Source organism: Paenibacillus faecis (assembly GCF_008084145.1).
In the GTDB taxonomy this organism is placed as follows: domain Bacteria; phylum Bacillota; class Bacilli; order Paenibacillales; family Paenibacillaceae; genus Fontibacillus; species Fontibacillus faecis.
The window spans coordinates 144,683-161,178 of sequence record NZ_VSDO01000004.1; the positions used below are offsets into that span (position 1 = coordinate 144,683).

The following is a 16,496-nucleotide window of genomic DNA, read 5'->3' on the forward strand; positions in this document are numbered from 1 at the left end:
TTACCACTCAATCCCTTCGACACTCTGTTTTTCGTGATTCAAAGTGATGCTTTCGATTCTCCCGCTTTTCACTTTAATAATTTTGTCCGCCATGGGCGCAATCGCGGAATTATGGGTGACCAAGACGACGCACTTCTTTGTCTCCTGGTTTAAGTCTTGAAGCAGCTTTAGGACAGACTTGCCCGTGACATAATCCAAAGCGCCGGTGGGTTCATCGCAGAGTAGAAGTAAGGGGTTTTTGGCAACCGCCCTCGCTATGGCCACTCTTTGTTGTTCTCCGCCGGAGAGCTGGGAAGGGAAGTTTTTGATGCGGTCCTGTAAGCCGACTTGATCTAAAATATCTTTTGGATCGAGGGGGTTCTTGCACACTTCCGTAGCGAACTCCACGTTTTCCAGGGCATTTAAATTCGGAATGAGGTTGTAGAATTGAAAGACAAAACCGATTTTCTCCGCTCGATAGGCGGTTAATTTCTTTTCGCTGAATCCCGTGATTTCTTGATCGCCTACAAACACTTGACCTGAGCTGGCGGTATCCATCCCGCCAAGGATGTTTAATATTGTACTTTTTCCGGCGCCGCTGGCCCCCAAAACAACGACAAACTCGCCCTCCGAGATGGAGAAATCAACACCGGCAAGGGCCTGGATGTTCACTTCTCCGATTTGGTATTCCTTCGTGACGTTTTTGAATTCGATGAGTTTCCGCACTTCTTACATCTCCTCCTAGGGTGGGTTGATTTTTCTTGATTGTAGGCGATTCCACGCGGGGAAGAAACGGACTTGGGACAGTTTTACGGCTGGGCTTAGGTCGGGGATGAGGCTGGTCCGAAGAATGAGGGAATGTAGGATGATACAGCCGGTTCATAGGGTGCTTTAAGTGTGAAAGCCCGCTCATTGAGCGGGCTATCGACTTTATTCAGAAGAATATGGGTTCGGGTTGAGGTATCCTTCGCCGATTAGGTTAAAGCTTCGAATGGCCCCCTCTTCATTAAGATTAAACGACAACATGCACAACAACTTATCCTGGCGGGAATGGAAGCGCAACATCGCGAAATGCCGGGTGTGGTACAACAAAAGGGGAACAACACACTATATCAAGGGGTGGAGAACATGGGAAAACTGTTCAGCAAGGTGGCGATCGTCACCGGCGGCAGCCGCGGCATCGGCCGGGCGATCGCGCTGCGGCTTGGACGAGAAGGAGCCGCGGTCGCCGTGCATTATTCGGCCAGTCGAGACGCAGCGGAGGAAGTTGTAGGAGAGATCCAGCGCAGCGGGGGTAGCGCTTTTGCCGTTGGCGCCGATCTTAGCACGCTGGAGGGAATACGGGCGCTTTTTGACGGTGTGGAACAAGAGCTCCACACACGGTTCGGCTCGACAGGAATCGATATTCTGGTCAACAATGCGGGGATCGGTCTGACTACAACCCTCGAGGCTACGAAAGAGGAAGACTTTGATTACCTGATGTCGCTGAATGTAAAGGCGCCGTTTTTCATGATCCAGCAGGCGCTGCCCCATCTCCGAAAGGATGGACGTATCATTCAGATTTCGTCGGCCGTTACCCGCATGTCTCTGCCGGCCATACCGGCGTACAGCATGTCGAAGGCAGCCGTCAACGGACTGACGCTTTCGCTGGCCAATCAACTCGGTCCGCGTGGAATTACGATCAATGCCATTGCGCCGGGGTTCGTAGCGACCGACATGAACGCGGGCATGCTGCAGGATCCCGAAAGCCGGCAGTTCGGCGCCAATTTCTCGATTTTCGGAAGGTGGGGAGAACCGGGGGATATTGCGGATATCGCGGCATTTCTCGCATCGCCGGAGGGCGGTTGGATTACGGGTCAGGTCATCGACGCCAGCGGCGGTTCGCATTTATAGAAAACTAAAGCAATCATTTGGTGGGGAACAGATGGAACAGGACGAGGCTGCCGTGAACTTGACGGCGGCCTCTTTAACGTGAATTTGGAGGATGATCATCGACTAATGCCCCGGTAGACAACTTGATAATTAACATAGAATTCGTTAAAGAAACCCGCATCCCGCTTTTGTTGGCTGGTGCATCTATCTACACTAAGTAAGGGGAGAGCGTTGGGTCGCTATTTTCTTCTCTAAAAACATGTAAATGACACAATGCTCCTTAAATCGACCCCAGTATACACCCACATTCGACCGGTCCACCTAAAACCGGAAACGGATGTACGCCCTACAAAGGTTGGGAAGAACCAGAATGCGTTCCCATTCCTCAGCCACACATAGGTGTTGCGGAATAGACAACCGGCAATGGCACCGGGGTCGACGGCGAATGTTGAAGCAGCGGGTTGTTGTGGGGTGAATTGTGGAGGGGGAGAGGATGGTGGCTGCTGTGTTCCTTGTGGTCCTTGAGGCGGCATAAATGACATAAGATTTCACTCCTTATTAGAGGATTAGGCTTAATCAGGCCTATAATAGTGAAATGGCGAGTAAGTTGAACAGCACTAGGGGTAAAACGTAATCACTTTGGAAACCGGGAACAAAGCCTCGACTAGTCGAATGACTCGGTAACCTTAAGTATAAAATTCCCCTTTCGCAGTGGATAAGTAACCCTTCAAAAACATCTCCATCCACGGTCTCCACTCGAACAGGCTTATTAACATGGTTTTTACTGATGTTTGCTATATGATCTTGGATGGATTTTAGGTTCTGCCTAGTAGTTGGATCCATCCGATATAGTGTTTGTTCTTGCTGTCCCTGCTGTTGCAAGCTCATCGTCGTGACCTCCAATTTAGATTCATTCATTTTCTCCATCCTATGCAGGGGCCTATAGGTCAGTGACTATGCGTGAAAAAAGCCGCCCTGAAGGTGGCTCGCCATTGAATAGATCCGGGTATAGAACGGGTGGTATTGAGGGATTCCCCCTCTAACGCTGCACGTTCTTTGCGCTGTATAATTTTGTCGATGCAGTCCTTTTCTATGTGAATTGGATAGCGAATTAAAGTGTCAAAGTTATATTGACTTTATAGAAGTAAGTGGATACGATGATCTGGTTGTAAGTGTGCTGTAACCCCAGAGTCGGCGAATCCCGTCCGGCGATTTATCGGAGGAGAGAGGATCAGAGTAGTGATGAAAAAGAAAGTTGCGGATATCGCATTGATCATTGTGGGGGCCTTTTTATTTGCGCTGGCCGTCAATCTGTTTGTCATTCCGAATGAGTTTGGCGAGGGGGGCGTTACAGGGGTCACCATTATTCTGTACTATTTGTTTCAGTGGTCGCCCTCGTTAGTTAATATAGTGATTAATGGCTTGCTGTTGATTGTCGGCTACAGATTTCTGGATCGGCAGACGACGGTGTATACAGTGATTGCGGTTGCTTTTAACTCGCTGTTTCTGCACTTCACGGAGAACTGGAGGATCGATTCGCACGAGCCGGTCATTAATGCGATCTTTGCCGGTGTGCTGGTGGGGATCGGAATCGGCCTGATCGTACGGGTCGGGGGAACGACGGCGGGAACCGTGATTCTGGCCCGGATCGCCAATAAATATCTCGACTGGAATATCAGCTATGCGTTGTTGTTTTTTGATCTGATCGTGGCTTTTTCCTCCTACTTTATTATTGGTGCGGAAAAACTGATGCTGACGATCGTCATTTTATATGTGGGTACGAAAGTGATGGACTTCATCATTGAGGGGCTGAATCCCAAAAAGGCCGTTACTATCATTTCGGAGAAACAAAACGACATCGCCGAGATGGTCATTACCCAAATGGACCGTGGAGTTACAGTTCTGTCCGGCCATGGATACTATACGAAAAATCCGAAGGAGGTTCTATACATCGTCATCAGCAAGCAAGAAGTATCGACGCTTAAAAAGATTGTTAGATCCATCGACAAAGCCGCGTTTCTCACCATCCACGATGTGCGGGATGTGTTTGGAGAAGGGTTCCTGGATATTTCGAAGTAGGAGCATGGTTATTCAATATGGGGTCGAGGACGTTGAGCCGGCAAAAGAGTATGGTGGGATATATCGCCAATGGGCGATTCCGGCCAATTCTCAAGTAATCATGCAGGCGTTAAGGCTTTCTAAAAAAGGAGATTTATATTATTTTGGGAATAGGGTGAAATCTAGACCTTCTTAAATATAGGTGTCGACCTTAAAGGAGAACGCACGAATGGGTGCGAATATGAAGCGAACATGCTTTTCCTGGGGGATTCGCACCAAGGGAATTACTTTATTTTACATAAAAGTTAGTTTATTTTATGTGAAAGAGAAGAAGATCTGCTGATTAGAAAGCCTGTTTTTACAGTATTTTCATTTTGTAGCTTATTCTATGTTAAAAATCGGGGTCGCACCCTTTGCGGGTGCGTGGATTGAAATTTGTTAGTGCTGATAAAGTCCACTGCAAGGTTTCCGTCGCACCCTTTGCGGGTGCGTGGATTGAAATCGGCTGTACCTCGAAAATCTGCTCCTGGCATGTTATCCGTCGCACCCTATGCGGGTGCGTGGATTGAAATTGAGTGGCCCAAGATAACGAGTGTCGATACTTCTAGTCGAACCCTATGCGGGTGCGTGGATTGAAATAAAGATCAAATTGATTCGTTTGTTAAGAACCAAATGTCGCACCCTATGCGGGGCGTGGATTGAAATCCACTCAATTGAACTGGAGGGAAACGTCATTGATCGTCGCACCCTATGCGGGTGCGTGGATTGAAATTTAACCGTTACGCCATATTCGCCGCGAATTTGACGAGTCGCACCCTATGCGGGTGCGTGGATTGAAATATGTATGCTTTGGCATCTGTCGCCCCTTCAACAAAATCGCACCCCTACTCGGGTGCGACTGAAATGTACAATAACAGCATGAGACTGTCCACATAGGGGCAGAACATGGCCTCCTGATCCGCATGGCGCGGAAAGGAGGCCATTTATTTTTCCGTGCTTGGAATGAAGCTATCAGCCCGGTAACCCTTCCATCTGCAAACGGTTCAGGCGAAGAAGCAGCATTCTCCGGCCGGGGTTTGGTCTTAATGGTGGAATCCACTGCTCCATCAGACAACCTTGTTTTACATAGAATTCCTGCACAATTATATTTTTTCTGTTGGATCAAAATTTCCAGACTCCTGCAATTCTCGGTCAACATCCTATCCTTTTCGTCGGAGCCCGCCTCCCTTTGATAGCCGGGCGGGTGGATAAGAGCCATTTGCGCCGCTATTTTGTCGAATTCGCCCTTTCGGTGTGAAATAGGGGTCCTTTAAGGCCTTATTTTTGGGAAAAGCGGGCCGAAACCCGATTTTGGGACCTACATCAGAACAATAAGGCCCTTTTTGGCCCCTATTTTTCCCGCGAAAGTGAATCTGACCGAAATAACAGCCCAAAACGCCGCTATTGCAACGGGCGGCGGCAAGAGAGATTGTGGGTAGGCAGCACGATGTCAGGTTTAATGCAACGTCGGTGCTTTTTTTTGGGCCGCTATGATTCTCGTGGGGCCGAATCGGGTCGAGATAGCGGACCAAAAGGCCGCTAATGCAGTGTGCGGCCAGGGAAGCTTTCTCCTACTGCATTGGTTGATGATGTATTAGTCAACTGGGTATTATTTACTACCAACCATAGACAACCCTTCATTTCCAATTAATGCTTCCGATATATATATAAGACATAGGACGCAGGAATTAGGAACTATGTCTTATATAGATGGGAGGTATTGCGAAAGCATGGGTGAACACGCAACAAAAAGAGGACCCCGACGCTGGAGGAGGACAGGCCTGCTTTGGGCTGCAATTTGCCTCGCGGGAAGCTTCGGCGGGTCTACCGCGGCCCCGGCTAAAGCTGCGGGAGAAGGTACGGTCCCGGTGGGTGCAATGAGCCAGTCCGACTCCAGCGTGTCCGGGGGAACCGTCGTCTGGCTGAATACGGCGGCGGATGGAGAGCGGCAGATTTACGCCCGCGACCAAACGACCGGTGAGATCAAGGCGCTCACCACCCGGAACACGGCGAAGGATGTGCCTTATATCAACGGGACGACGATCGTTTGGGCGGATAAAGGGGAACAAGACCCGTCGTCCGCCAATTGGGACATTTACAGCTACGACCTGACCACGGGGGTGGAACGGAAACTGAACAACAAGGCCGGGGAATATGCCCATCCTTCCGTAAGCGGGAATGGCGTCGTCTGGGCGGATAACCAGAAATACGGCCGGATGATTTATCATGATACCGCCAACGGGGCTGAAGCCTCGCTCGGCGAAGGGCGCTATCCGGTGCTGACCCAAGGGAGGGTCGTATATCAAAATGCCCGTGACGGCGGACTCAGCATGATTGAGCTGAGCAGCGGCGTGAAGCGTCCCCTGGTCAGTCTGGGAGGAGGCCATTACGTCGATTGGTTTGTGACGAACGGCGAGTACGTGCTTTTTAAACAAAAGAACGGCCAGCTCGAAAGCAAGTATGGGATGGTTTCCCTTCAGAACCGGCTGTCCGATCCGCAGGATCTGACGGAGATGAGCGCCAAGGCCGAAGAATATGCCTTTATGTCGATGGGAGACACGCAGGCGGTCTTCATGATGAACGAAGGCGGGCAGGCGGTGTTGAAGGGGGTAGACCTGGCATCGGCCAAAGTATACTCGCTGGGTGAAGCCGGATCCGGCAAAAAATACATAGGTTTTAGCGGCGACCGCCTTTTCTACACCGTGACGGATGGTTCGCTGGGTTCACTAGATTTAAGCAAAAATAGCACCGGACCGGTGACGGGCGGGGGATCTTCGTCGTCTTCAGGTTCAACCGGATCCCACTCAGGTGCGCAGAACGACGGAAATAAGGCCGCACTAGCTTCGGCCAAATTTGTCGTGGGCGCCGAAGGCGGGACGCTCAGCCTCACGGATGGCCGGGTCAAGCTGGAGGTGGCCTCGGGGACTTTTGCCAAGGAGACGGAAGTGACGGTGTCCGAGGTGGACAAAGCGGGCTATCCGTTGAAAGACGAGAAAGGACGCACGCTGGAAGCGGCTGAAGCGGTATGGAATATTCAGGCCGCCGCCGAATTCGGCAAAAAAGCGCAGCTTGCCCTCGCGTACGACAATGAGGCTTATTGGACGGACCATCGCGAGAAGCTGGGCATTTACCGGTACGATGATTCGCTCGGGTATTGGACTTATGTTGGCGGAAGCACCGGCGAACATAATGGACGTTACGTCCGTACCCCGATCGGTTCGTCCGGCACGTATGCTGTACTTTTGCGGAAGGTGAGCTTCAATGATGTGAATGCCGGCCATTGGGCCGTGAAGGAAGTGGAAGTGCTGGCCGCCCGCGGCATCGTGGACGGTACGGGCACGGATACTTATGCGCCTAAGGACATTTTGACCCGCGCCCAGTTCAGCAAGATGCTGGCCGGCGCGCTTGGCATTCCGCCGATCATCCCGGCGCAGCCGACCTTCCGGGACGTCGCTTCCGGCAAATGGAGCTACGGCTGGGTGGAAGCCGCCGCCGCCGCAGGCATAGTGGAAGGCGATCAAGGAATGTTCCGGCCGGAAGACGCGCTCAGCCGGGAACAAATGATGGCGATGCTGGTCCGTGCCGCCAAAGACCGCCTTGGCGAAAGCCAGGCTCAAGGCCAAGGACTGGACCGGTTTAAGGATCGTGAGAGCATCAGCGCATGGGCCTTGCCGCTCGTGGAGCAAGCGGTATCGTTGCGGCTCGTGGAGGGCAGCGGCGACGCCATAAACGCCCGCGCCACCACCACGAGAGCGGAAGCCGCCGTAGTCATCTATAGATTGCTGGAGCGGATCGGACAATTGTAATTTCATAGATTTTATGGAATGGAGAGATACAGGTCAATGAATGTAGTGAAGAACTTATTCCAATCATGGCGCGCAGTCCGGTCCAAAGCCGTGCTGATGAGCATGCTGGTCCTCGTACTGCTGGTGACCTCGGTTCCCTGGGTTCCCGGCATGAATATCCCAACGGCGAGCGCCTCGACCAACCTGCGCATCTCGCCGAGCGAGATCAACACGGACCTGGGCGAAAAGACCGTCATCAGCTTCAGCTTCAGCGCCGCGGATAGCGGTAAGGCGGAGCATGAAGTCAACATTAATTTGTGTACGCCCGGCACCAACGGAGGGCCGCCCAAACTCGGTCAGTTGATTGCGAGCGGCAAATACCGCACCAAGAATGCGCAAGGCGAGTATATCGTGCACGAAGTGGAGTGGGACGGGAAAATCGGGGGTGTCCCCCTGCCGGAAGGAAAATACTATATCGCCGTATCTCCGGCCGACTATAACGGAATCGGCGTGTATTACGGTCAGATCGGCAGTTTCGAGATCGTGAACGGCACCCGGCCGAAGCCGCCGGCTTCGATCATGCTGGAAGCGGGCGCTTCCGGATCGACGGTGGTCAAGGGGACGGCCGAAGCCGGAGCAACGGTCAGCCTGGAAATGCGCGACGCAAGCGGCAAGCTGGTGGACAGCCAGACCGGAATTGCGGTGAATGGGCAGGGGCAGTGGAGCAAGGCGGTGAATCTGCCCGCCGGTCAACTGCTTCAAATCGCCGCCCGCAGCCACCGGGGCGGACAAGATTCCAGCTATTCCGAGATCAAGGAAGTGCTGCGCTACACGGTGCCGGGTTTCCCGGTCACCTGGCGGGCACTGGCCGGTTATTACTACAAGGCGGATTCCTCGGCTTCCGTTCATGCTAAGGCACAGGAGATTGCGGCCTGGAACGGGCTGGGTCCCGTTAAAGAGGACGACAACGTGTCCGGTTCGTCGATCCTGCTGATTAATCCGCAAACGGCCGGGCAAATCACCCAGGCGGATTTGGCGCAGTTTACGGCTGAAGCGATCCAAAAGCGGCTGCGCATCGTCAATCCATCCTGGAGCGGAGTGGTGGAGCCGGCGCGCGGGGATTTTGCCTATTCCACCGATGTGCTTGAATTGCAGGAGCTCATGCCGCTGAGCTTCGGCTTATCTTATCTAAGCCGTGACCCGTACACCGGGGCGAGCGGCTTGGGCTGGCACCATTCCTATGAATGGCGCCTCACGCCGATCGATGGGAAGCAAGAGTTGATGCAGCCGGACGGAGCGCGCTTTGAATTTGTTCCGTTGGCGGGCGGCAAGTATTTAACTCCGGCGGGAACGGACTGGATTTTGGAGCAAAACGGAAGCGGACATGTCCTCAAGACGCCGCAGGGCCTCAGCTACCAGTTTGACGGTAACGGACAGCTGGCTTCCATCCGGGATTTGAACGGCAATGAGATTGCACTAACGTATCAAAATGAGCTTTTGCAAAGCGTAACGACGGACAGAGCGTCCCTCACATTAAGCTATAACGGAAGCGGGCAACTGGAATCGGTCACCGATCATACGGGCCGGAAGCTGGGATACGGGTATGACGGCGCCGGAGATTTGGTTTCTTTTACCGATGTGGACGGTTCGGTGACGAAGTTCGGCTATGACGGGAACCATCATGTGGTGTCGGTAACGGACCCGGCCCAAACGGCGGTCATGAGCGTGACGTATGACCCGCATCAACGGGTGACGAGCCTTACCGATTTCTATGGCGCGACGGAGACGGCGGAATATAGCGGGAAAGTCGCTCCGGTGGTGCGCGAAGAGGAGGAGCCGCAGCAGCCGACCGGTCCGGTGTCGATCGACCCGAACAACGGGCGGGATATTCCGGAATCGGACATCGTGATTTTGTCGGGAACGATGCACAATTTGCGCAATGCTCCTCCTTACAAAATCGTAGAGGGTTTGAAGCCTGCCATTACGAGCTATCTGGACGGTTTGACGGCAGGCATACAGAACAAGGCGGATGCGTTTGAAGCGGCGGCGGGCTCGGGAACCGCAGGGGACATCGACGCCGTGAAGAAGAAAATTTCCGCCGCAAGCGGCGGAAGCGGTCCGGTGATCGTCCGGGCAGGGCAGCTGAATGTGGAAGAAAGCGTGACTTTCGGCAGCTCGAGCAAGCCGGTGATTTTGATCGCGGACGGAATCAACACGAATCAGGATATCACTGTCACCATTTACGGCACGCTGATTTTGAAGCAGGGGCTTAACGCCAATACCAAGCTGAAGCTGAACGCTTATCAAGTGGGCGGGGCTTACGGAAACATTTGGGCGACCGGTACGATTCACTTGAACAATGATTCGGCGGTAAAAGTCGACGATACGCTGTATGCGGGAGTTTTGACGTATAACAGCGGCCAGTTGACGGTGGACGCGCAGACTGTGATCGTCCGGGGCGACTTGTCGATCAATACGAAAGTCATCATGAACATCGCCAAGGAGATGACGCTGGGCGGAATTGTCTCCAACAACCAGCTTGCCGATTTGAACATCCCGGGCGGCGATTTGTTCGTCCGCGACAATGTCCATGTCAACAATCAAATGTCCGTCGTCGCGGGCGGGGTGTTCGCCATCGGCGGCGATATGGTGCCGAACCAGACGCCGAAAGTTCGCGTCGGCGTCGGGAGCGGCAAGACGATTTTGACATATCCTGAAACGCCGTCTATGGTCACAGCGGACGGGATGAGTCGTGCGAAGGCTGCAACTGCAAGTACAGCGACTGCCACGTCTGCCGGCGTTTCGGCCGCGCTCCTGACGGTCGGCGAAACGAAGCGTACGGATGCGCTCGGCCATGCGACGACTTACGTCTGGGGAGACCGGTTTTTGCTGTCCGATTTGCGGCTGCCGGACGGTTCCAACTGGCAGTATGAGTATGACGCGGGTCACCGCTTGGCCGCCGTCACCGACGGCAACGGCTATAAAACCACGGCAAACTACGATTTCCGGGGCAACAAGGTGCTGGTCGCCGACGGAAACCGGCAGTCTACGGTGATCCGGTATAATGATTTGAACCTTCCGGTGGAGGTTGCGGACCCGCTCGGCCAAGCCGTGAAGTATACCTATGATGCGTCAGGCAATATGACCGCTGAAGAGGATGCGCTCGGCCATCGTGTCGAGATCGACAGAGATAACCGCGGCGTGCCGACGCAAGTGACGGACAAGCGCGGGAAAACAACCCGGTATACGCTTGACGCGGCCGGATTTGTGGAATCGGTGACCGATCCGTCCGGGTATGTTTTGGAGATCGAGCGAGACGAGCTTCACCGCGTTACGTCAACCCGGGATAGTGAAGGAACGATTGAAGAAGTCATTTATGACGCTAAAGATCGGCTCCAGTCCAGCAAGGACGCGCTGCAGCAACGGGCGGAATGGACGTATGATCACAACGGTAATCTTTTGACTTACAAGGATGAGGCCGGTTCGGAAACGTCCTATGGCTATGAGGTATACCGAATGGCGTCGGTAACCAACCCGCTCGGTCATCTTAGCGAAAACGTGTACGATGCGACCGGAAATGTCGTGGAGGAGAGCGACGGGAACGGCGGTGTCAACCGTTATGAATACGACGGCATGGGCCGGGTCGCCAAAATGACGGATGCCGACGGCAACAGCACTGCCTACACGTATGACGGCAATGGCAATGTGGCCGCCATCACGGATGCCGAAGGCAATACGACGGAGTACACGTATAATCCGCTTGGCCAGGTTTTAACGATCAAGGATGAACTTGGAGCGGTAAAACAGTATAAATACGACGCAGCGGGAAGGCTTATCAAAGAAACCGATGCGCTTGGCAACAGCACTTGGTACAACTATGACGCGGCCGGCCGAATGATCGAGAAGACGGATGCTTTGGGTTACATCACCCAATATGCGTATGACGCCGCCGGGAATCGGGTGGAGACCACGCTGCCGGACGGCAGTACCTGGACGACCCAATATGATGAGCGCGGGTTGGAAAGCGGAACGGTCGATCCTTTGTCCCGTGCAACCTCCGCCGTACGAGACGGCCGCGGGCGGTTAACCTCGTACACGGACGCCGAAGGAAACGCTACGTCCTACGAATATGACGCGCTTGACCGTACGACCTTGATCCGTAATGCGTTAGGGTATGAAACCAGATATACTTACAACGCGCTCGGACAAGTGGCGGAACTGACGGATGCCAAAGGACAAACGACGAAATTCAGCTATGACGCGTTGGGGCGGCTGACCGAAGTTACCGACGCGGCAGGCGGCACATCGTCCTATACTTACGATGCGCTGGGCAACCTGCTGACCAAGACGAACCCGCTGGGCGCGGTTACAAGCTACAGTTACAATAAACGCGGATTGGTGGAAAGCACGGTTAACCCGCTGCAGGAAGCTACGTCCATGACTTATGACGGCAACGGCAGCGTAAAATCGGTCATCGCTCCCGACCATACGACAACACAGTACGAGTATGACCGTCGGAACCGGTTAACCGAAATCCGGTACGGGGACGGTCAGCAAGTCACATTCGGCTATGACCTTGCCAATCGCCGTTTGACGATGGATGACGCTACAGGTCAGACCCGGTATAACTACGATGCGTTGGGCCGTCTGACGGAAATGATCGACCCGCGCGGCCGCAACGTCCGCTATGAGTGGACGACAACAGGCCAGCGCAGCCGGATCATTTACCCGGACAACACCTCCGTGGTCTATGACTATGACAAGGCGGGCCAGATCACCCAGGTTACGGACGGCCAAGGCCAGAAGACCGGCTATGGCTATAACTTAAACGGCCAGATCACCAGCCGGACCTTGCCGGGCGGGGAGACGAGCAGCTATCAATACGATCCGCTCGGCCAACTGGTCGGAATCGAGCACCGCAACGCCGGAGGACAACTGCTGGAGCAACTGAAATATGTGTATGATCCGGCAGGCAACATCACCCGCAAGGAACGGCAGGAGCAAGGCAAAGATGAAGACCGGCCGCAGGATGAGCCAAAGCCGGCGGACATTGAGGATTACACGTACGATGCCTTGAACCGGTTAATCGAAGTTCAGAATAGGAACGGTTCGACCGTATCCTACACTTATGACGCGGCAGGCAACCGTCTTAAGAAGACGCAGACCGTTCAGGGCGTGCCGCAAGTGGAGAGTTATACGTACGATCTGGCCAACAAACTGACCCGCTGGGAAAAAGGGACCGACTTCAAAGACTACACGTATGACTTACGCGGCAACCTGCTGCAGGTAGAGGGAGTCGATAGCGCCGCGGCGATGATGCGCCTCGCTTCCAAGAGTGTGCAGCAGGATGTTTATGGTAATGGTGACACGGACCCGCTGCTCCCGGCGGATATCACGGGAAAACCGGACGTGTTGGATACCGTAAATCCATTGGCGGACGCGTTAGTTGACCCGTTCGCGGGAGGCGAGACGAACCGGGGCGATTTGAACCCGGACGGAACAAGCCCGGTACATCCAAATCAGGCGGACTCTTATCCGAAGTTGTTGGATCTAACCCCTATCGATCCTGCTTCCATCGATCCGTCGCTGGTGGATCCGACACAGGCCGACTCGACTGAGATGGATCCGGCTCCTTTGGAACCTGATCAGTCCGGCGTAACGGACCAAGTCTACGGACCGGATGTTTTTGACCCGATGACGGCTGCCGCGCTTGCAGGACCCGGCGTACTGGAGACGTATACGTGGGATGCGGCAAACCGCTTGATCGGTCACATCAACCCGGCGGGCGACCAGTCGGCATACCGGTATGACGGGGACAACAACCGGGTATACATGGGCATATCCGTCGGAACCGGCAGCCGGCAAGACCGTTATCCATCCGGCCATCCGGCAGGATCGCGTGGCGGCTGGGAACCGCAATTCAAGAAGCAGCAGAGCGAAGTCTATTTCACCTACGACTTGACCAGTCCATGGCCGGAGCCTTTGTATGCGACAGATACCAGCGGCACGAAATGGGAGCAATCTTACGTTTACGGAGCAGCCGGGGAACGGCTCAGCATGAGCTATCTGCCGAGTGCGGACGGCAAAACCGATTGGGAGCCAACTCCTGGGGCAAGTGGAGCCGCACCGAACACGGCGCCTGAAACTTTGTACTATCTGAACGATATGCTGGGCAGCCCGCTAGCCTTGCTGAACCGAAGTGGAGAGGTAGCGCTTCGCTATCATTACGACGAGTTCGGCACACCGAAAGAACCGGAGAAGTTCGACCTGAACTATCCGGGACCGGACAACCTGTTCGGCTACACGGGGCTCGGCTATGATGCCGCGGGCGGTCTTTCTTTCGCGCGGGCGAGATATTTTAACCCGAGTCTTGGACGATTTGTGAGTCAGGATACGTATGAAGGGGATATAAACAATCCACAGACCTTGAACTTGTATACGTATGTGGAGAATAATCCGCTGATTTATACGGATCCGAGCGGACATTTCAAATTTGAACCTTATCATGTCCAGGAACTGAAACTCTTACTGGCCGAAGCCAGGGAGAAATCGAATTTCAGCAAGAAAAATGAAAATTATCAGCTCTACAAGGACTTCATTTGGAATCGCTACAACTTCGAATCCTATATGGATGAAAACCAGTACAGCTACCTATACGGTCTGCTAACCGGGACAAGCGCCTATAAGAACAGTGCCGGAAATGCGGATTGGGCGAAGGAGCAGTTGGCAAGTGCGTTTTTTGATTCGAAAGTAGCTGAATATTCCGCTGCACTGGGCATGGGATTGGCTGGTGGCATGGCTACCAGGGGGATGGTTCAGAGTAGTCCAGTCAAGTCTACACCGGGTAAGAATAATCTGCGCGGGAAGACGCCTAAGGCTCCGGCAAAGTCCGGATGCAACTGTTTTGTCGGAGGCACCAAAGTTCTGACGGACGAAGGGGAGAAGCCGATCGAGGAGATTGAGGTAGGGGATAAGGTTCTTGCTAAGGATGATGTGACTGGAGAACAGGCTTACAAGGTGGTTACCGCCCTTCATCGCAATGAGAAAGATACAACTTATAAGTTATCGGTGGGTAGTCAGATTATTGAGACAACTGATAATCACCCATTTTGGGTTGATGGCAAGGGATGGGTGCTTGCTGTTGATTTGAAGGTGGGCGATGAGTTAGTACAAAGTAACGAAAAACATCTAAAGATTGACAACATAGAAATTGTACATCACGATGAGAAGGTAAAGGTATACAATTTTACTGTTGTTGATTTCCACACGTATTTTGTAAGTGATTTGGGAATATGGGTTCATAATATTGGTGGATGTGATTTTGCTGATGTCAGCAAGTATAAAAAATGGACTGGTGTTGGTTCACAAAAAGACTGGTTAAAAGAACAAAGATTTAAGGAAGGAAGACAGTATAAAACTGATATTCTTAAAACAGATGTTTTCGATAGAGATGGCAACAAGGTTGGGGAAATCCACTACTTCCAAAAGGATGTCATTGACCCTAACAAGTATGTTCCTTCTCATTTCCATTATATTGACCCTAAGACTGGGAAGACTACGTCGGAACATTATTATTTTGATTGAATAGGGTGATGTGATTGAAGATTGTCTTTAAGCCGTCTTACGGTATGATTAAACATAGTGAAACGAATGAGAATCTAGCTCTTATTCTTAGTTTGTTGGTAGCAGAGAACTCAACCTTGCTCTTTTCTTTTTATGAAAGAAATATGCATTTATGTGATGCAAGTAAGCAAAAATTTATCATTGATAGGTGCGTATTCGTAAATTCTGAATGGGTTCTGCCTTGGGCGGAAACTATACCGCACTGGGATGAATCGAATATGCCACCCAAAATAATTTGGTTCTCAGCTACAGAAAAAGAAGATATATTGCAAGCAATCGAAATTGATAATCTGTTTAGATGTGTAGTTATTGAACGGGGAGGAGAGTTCAAGCAGTATTCAAACGTTCTTTTTCATCAGGAATATTATTCTTCAACTGATGAAGAGGACTATGACTATTATTTAGGTTTTACTAATAAACAAGATTTCCTCGACAATGCTCTACCTAACATTAAAGAGAGATTCAAAGTATCTGTAACGGAGTAGCCAAATTGAAAAGCCTTGAGGATGGTCATCCTCAAGGCTTTTCTTTACCCCTATCTAATGCCGAATGAATTGGGCTTCGCGTTCCTGAAGAACTTAACTCTCATCAAATTCGTATGAAATTTTGATATATTTATGAGTTGTTCCTGCTTATTGGTACTTATGCAGTAAAATTTAAAAAATAGTTTAGCTCACTACCATAATATAAAGTAAAACCCTGCTGTGGGGTTTCTCGTTTCGTTGTTGCCTGGGTAACACCTACAATTCTAGAGCACGCTTATGGGATACATCACTTTACTGTATCAGGTTACGAAGCTTGTTCCCATCCTCTTGAAACAGTAAATTAATGGAGGCATTAAATGAAAAAAAATTCTGTGTACTGTATTGATAATTCTGATCGTACTGAAGTGGAGTCTAGCCATAGAGGTTATCGTGATGACATTTTTGTATGTGTCGATGGCCAAATTTTCAATGTAATAATTTACGATATTGTTAGACTACAACAGGATTTTGAAACAAGAATTCAAGAGGAGCAATATTTTGATATCGAGCCTAATATTGTCCTGGTCAGAGAAGTAAAAAGAGAAAATATAATTTTTACATTGGAAAAATTATAGGAGGATGATTACTTTGGAAAAATAAAGCCGGTGGATAGGCA

General features: G+C 51.9%; 8 protein-coding genes. 6 read left to right on the top strand and 2 right to left on the bottom strand.

Going from position 1 to position 16,496, the window contains the following annotated elements; translation table 11 throughout:
- Positions 1–705, bottom strand: coding sequence for an ABC transporter ATP-binding protein (locus tag FRY98_RS18705; protein ID WP_148454816.1), 705 nt, complete (start codon positions 703–705; stop codon positions 1–3).
- A gap of 402 nt (positions 706–1,107) precedes the next feature.
- Between FRY98_RS18705 and FRY98_RS18710 the strand changes: the two genes are divergently transcribed.
- Positions 1,108–1,872 (top strand): SDR family oxidoreductase, encoded by a 765-nt coding sequence (locus tag FRY98_RS18710; protein WP_148454818.1) that lies wholly within the window; start codon positions 1,108–1,110, stop codon positions 1,870–1,872.
- A gap of 561 nt (positions 1,873–2,433) precedes the next feature.
- On the opposite strand, the gene FRY98_RS18720 is transcribed toward FRY98_RS18710, so the two are convergent.
- The gene (locus FRY98_RS18720) at positions 2,434–2,739 is read right to left on the bottom strand and encodes a hypothetical protein (RefSeq protein WP_148454822.1); all 306 of its coding nucleotides are present in this window, start codon (positions 2,737–2,739) and stop codon (positions 2,434–2,436) included.
- Between the two features lie 354 nt (positions 2,740–3,093).
- On the opposite strand from FRY98_RS18720, the gene FRY98_RS18725 reads away from it, so the two are divergent.
- The 5 genes from FRY98_RS18725 (at position 3,094) to FRY98_RS18795 (ending at position 16,455) form a co-directional block, all read left to right on the top strand.
- Positions 3,094–3,930 carry a YitT family protein gene (locus FRY98_RS18725; protein WP_148454824.1) on the top strand — a complete coding sequence of 279 codons (837 nt, stop codon included), beginning with the start codon at positions 3,094–3,096 and terminating at the stop codon, positions 3,928–3,930.
- A gap of 1,895 nt (positions 3,931–5,825) precedes the next feature.
- Complete coding sequence (locus FRY98_RS18730; RefSeq protein ID WP_170287127.1) at positions 5,826–7,754, top strand: S-layer homology domain-containing protein; 1,929 nt, start codon at positions 5,826–5,828, stop codon at positions 7,752–7,754.
- Between the two features lie 36 nt (positions 7,755–7,790).
- The gene (locus FRY98_RS29010; protein WP_249043463.1) at positions 7,791–15,317 is read left to right on the top strand and encodes a polymorphic toxin-type HINT domain-containing protein; all 7,527 of its coding nucleotides are present in this window, start codon (positions 7,791–7,793) and stop codon (positions 15,315–15,317) included.
- A gap of 14 nt (positions 15,318–15,331) precedes the next feature.
- Positions 15,332–15,841: a hypothetical protein gene (locus FRY98_RS28675; RefSeq protein WP_249043464.1), complete on the top strand. Its 510-nt coding sequence runs from the start codon at positions 15,332–15,334 to the stop codon at positions 15,839–15,841.
- A gap of 356 nt (positions 15,842–16,197) precedes the next feature.
- Complete coding sequence (locus FRY98_RS18795) at positions 16,198–16,455, top strand: hypothetical protein (protein WP_148454828.1); 258 nt, start codon at positions 16,198–16,200, stop codon at positions 16,453–16,455.
- Positions 16,456–16,496 lie beyond the last annotated feature (41 nt).

What these genes read in the sequence shown, in the direction of transcription:
- FRY98_RS18710 (WP_148454818.1), top strand. Translation starts at nt 1,108, where the DNA reads ATGGGAAAACTGTTCAGCAAGGTGGCGATCGTCACCGGCGGCAGCCGC.
- FRY98_RS18720 (WP_148454822.1), bottom strand. Translation starts at nt 2,739, where the DNA reads ATGAGCTTGCAACAGCAGGGACAGCAAGAACAAACACTATATCGGATG.
- FRY98_RS18725 (WP_148454824.1), top strand. Translation starts at nt 3,094, where the DNA reads ATGAAAAAGAAAGTTGCGGATATCGCATTGATCATTGTGGGGGCCTTT.
- FRY98_RS18730 (WP_170287127.1), top strand. Translation starts at nt 5,826, where the DNA reads ATGAGCCAGTCCGACTCCAGCGTGTCCGGGGGAACCGTCGTCTGGCTG.
- FRY98_RS29010 (WP_249043463.1), top strand. Translation starts at nt 7,791, where the DNA reads ATGAATGTAGTGAAGAACTTATTCCAATCATGGCGCGCAGTCCGGTCC.
- FRY98_RS18795 (WP_148454828.1), top strand. Translation starts at nt 16,198, where the DNA reads ATGAAAAAAAATTCTGTGTACTGTATTGATAATTCTGATCGTACTGAA.